At 63.6% G+C, this 2281-nt stretch carries 2 protein-coding genes; one reads left to right on the forward strand and one right to left on the reverse strand.

Going from position 1 to position 2281, the window contains the following annotated elements; translation table 11 throughout:
* The first annotated feature begins 410 nt into the window (after positions 1 to 410).
* Entirely contained in the window at positions 411 to 1868 is a 1458-nt protein-coding gene (locus EOL86_13900) for a cysteine--tRNA ligase (GenBank protein NCD26668.1), read from the forward strand.
* A 56-nt stretch (positions 1869 to 1924) separates the two neighbouring features.
* Here the strand turns inward: EOL86_13900 and EOL86_13905 are convergent.
* Positions 1925 to 2281 (reverse strand): DUF3574 domain-containing protein (locus EOL86_13905; GenBank protein NCD26669.1); only part of this gene is annotated, 357 nt, incomplete at its 5' end.

The following is a 2281-nucleotide window of genomic DNA, read 5'->3' on the forward strand; positions in this document are numbered from 1 at the left end:
ACGACCAAGGGCGACCTCGCGGCCAGCCTCCGCGAAAACGCGGCCAGCCTGGGAGAACTGCGCGACCTGCTGCCGCACTTCACCTCGGACGCGGTGCGTTTTTCCCCCGAGGCCCTGCGCGAACTGGCCTCCAGCCTGCCGGTGCTCGCGGCCCTGGACCAGGCCCTGGCCGAGCACGACCCCGCGACCCGTCTGGACAAAACAGCCGTCAACGCCGCGCTTCGACACACTGGCGAGGCCGCCCGGGTCAAGGGCAAAGAACTCTACCATCCCATCCGCCTGGCCCTGACCGGAACCGATTCCGGCCCGGAGCTGGCCGCCCTGCTGACCCTGCTTCCGGCCGGCCGGATCAGGCATCGCCTCCAAACGGCGGCGGGCATATTTCCCCAATGCAACCACAAGGACTAAGCATGCAAATTTTCAACAGCTTCACCAGGAAAAAAGAAGAATTCGTTCCCCTGACTCCGGGAAAGGTGTCCATGTATGTCTGCGGCATCACCGCCTACGACTACTGCCACATCGGTCACGCCCGTTCGGCCGTGGTTTTCGACGTCTTGGTGCGCTATCTGCGCTACATCGGCCTTGATGTGACCTTTGTCCGCAACTTCACCGACGTGGACGACAAGATCATCAACCGCGCCAATCGCGAGGGGACCACCTCCGAGGCCATCGCCCAGACCTACATCGACGCCTTCTACGAAGACATGGACCGCCTCGGCATCCTGCGGGCCGATATCGAACCCAAGGCCACGGAACACATCGCGGAAATGATCCAGCTCTGCGAAAACCTCATCGCCAAGGGCCACGCCTACGCGACCCCGAGCGGCGACGTCTATTTCCGGGTGCGCTCCTACGACAAATACGGCCAACTCTCGGGTCGCAACATCGAGGACCTCATGTCCGGAGCGCGCATCGAACCGGGCGAGGAAAAGGAAGACCCGCTGGACTTCGCCCTCTGGAAGGGCGCCAAGCCGGGCGAACCGTCCTGGCCGAGCCCCTGGGGACCGGGCCGTCCGGGCTGGCACATCGAATGCTCGGCCATGAGCGAACGCTATCTGCCCCTGCCGTTTGACATCCACGGCGGCGGCCAGGATCTGGCCTTCCCGCATCACGAAAACGAACGCGCCCAGACCGAGGCGGCCACGGACAAACAATTCGTGCGCTACTGGGTGCACAACGGCTTCGTGCAGATCAATTCGGAAAAAATGTCCAAGTCCTTGAACAATTTCGTGACCATCCGCGACATTCTGGACAATTATCTCCCAGAGGTGTTGCGCTTCTTCCTGATCACCAAGCACTACAGAAGTCCCCTGGACTATACGACAGACGCCCTGGAAGAAACCGAGCGCGCCCTGAAGCGCATCTACCTGACCAAGGCCGCGGCCGAGGCCCACGTGGCCGGAGAAAAATGGAGCGCCACGCCCCTGCCGGCCGAAATCGTGGTCGAGTCCACGGCCCTTGAGGCCAAATGGGACGAAGCCATGGCCGACGACATGAACACGGCCGCGGCCCTGGGCCATGTCTTCGTGCTCATGAAAATCGTCAATCGCATCCTGGAAGACAAGGCGCTCAAAAAATCCGAAGCCGGCCGCGATCTGGTCCGCCACGCCCTCAAGCTCTTCGAACGCTGGGGCGAGGTGCTGGGCCTTTTTCAGATGGCCAGCGCCGACTTCCTGGCCCAGCTCAAGGACAGCCGTGTCAAACGCCGCAAGATCGACACGGCCGTGATCGAGGCCAAACTGGCCGAACGCCAGGAAGCCCGCGCCACCAAGGATTTCGCGCGCTCCGACGCCATCCGCGACGAGCTTCTGGCCCTGGGCGTGACCATCCAGGACACGGCCCAAGGCCCGCAATGGGACGTGGAATAGCCTGAACGCGACCGCCGCCGCGTCATGGACGTGGCGGCAGCTCCGTTTCCCGCGCCCTAGAAGGACACCCGCACCGCCGATTCCACCCGCATCACGGATTCCTGCTCGAACCGGCTCTTGTACAGTTCAATAATCTCCTTGATGGCCCGCTCGGTCTCGGGCGTACCCGGATGGATCAGGGTCAGCACATAGCTGTCCTCGCGCACGATGGCTCCGGTCTCGCCCCGCCATTGTCCCTGGGCCTTCCAGACCGTCAATCCCTGGGGAAAACGCGGCGTGATCACCTCCCGCGCGAATGTCTCCCACTCCGCGACACCGATCACTCCATGCGGTCTGGCCGTGCCGAAATACAGCACGTCCTCGCGCGCCACATCCGCCCCGAGCCGATCCCCGCGCCCGGCGCAGGCGGCAAG

The sequence above is a fragment of the Deltaproteobacteria bacterium genome, assembly GCA_009930495.1.
In the GTDB taxonomy this organism is placed as follows: Bacteria; Desulfobacterota; Desulfovibrionia; order Desulfovibrionales; family Desulfomicrobiaceae; genus Desulfomicrobium.

Excerpts from the sequence above, each read along its gene's own strand:
- EOL86_13900 (NCD26668.1), top strand. The coding sequence starts at position 411 with ATGCAAATTTTCAACAGCTTCACCAGGAAAAAAGAAGAATTCGTTCCC.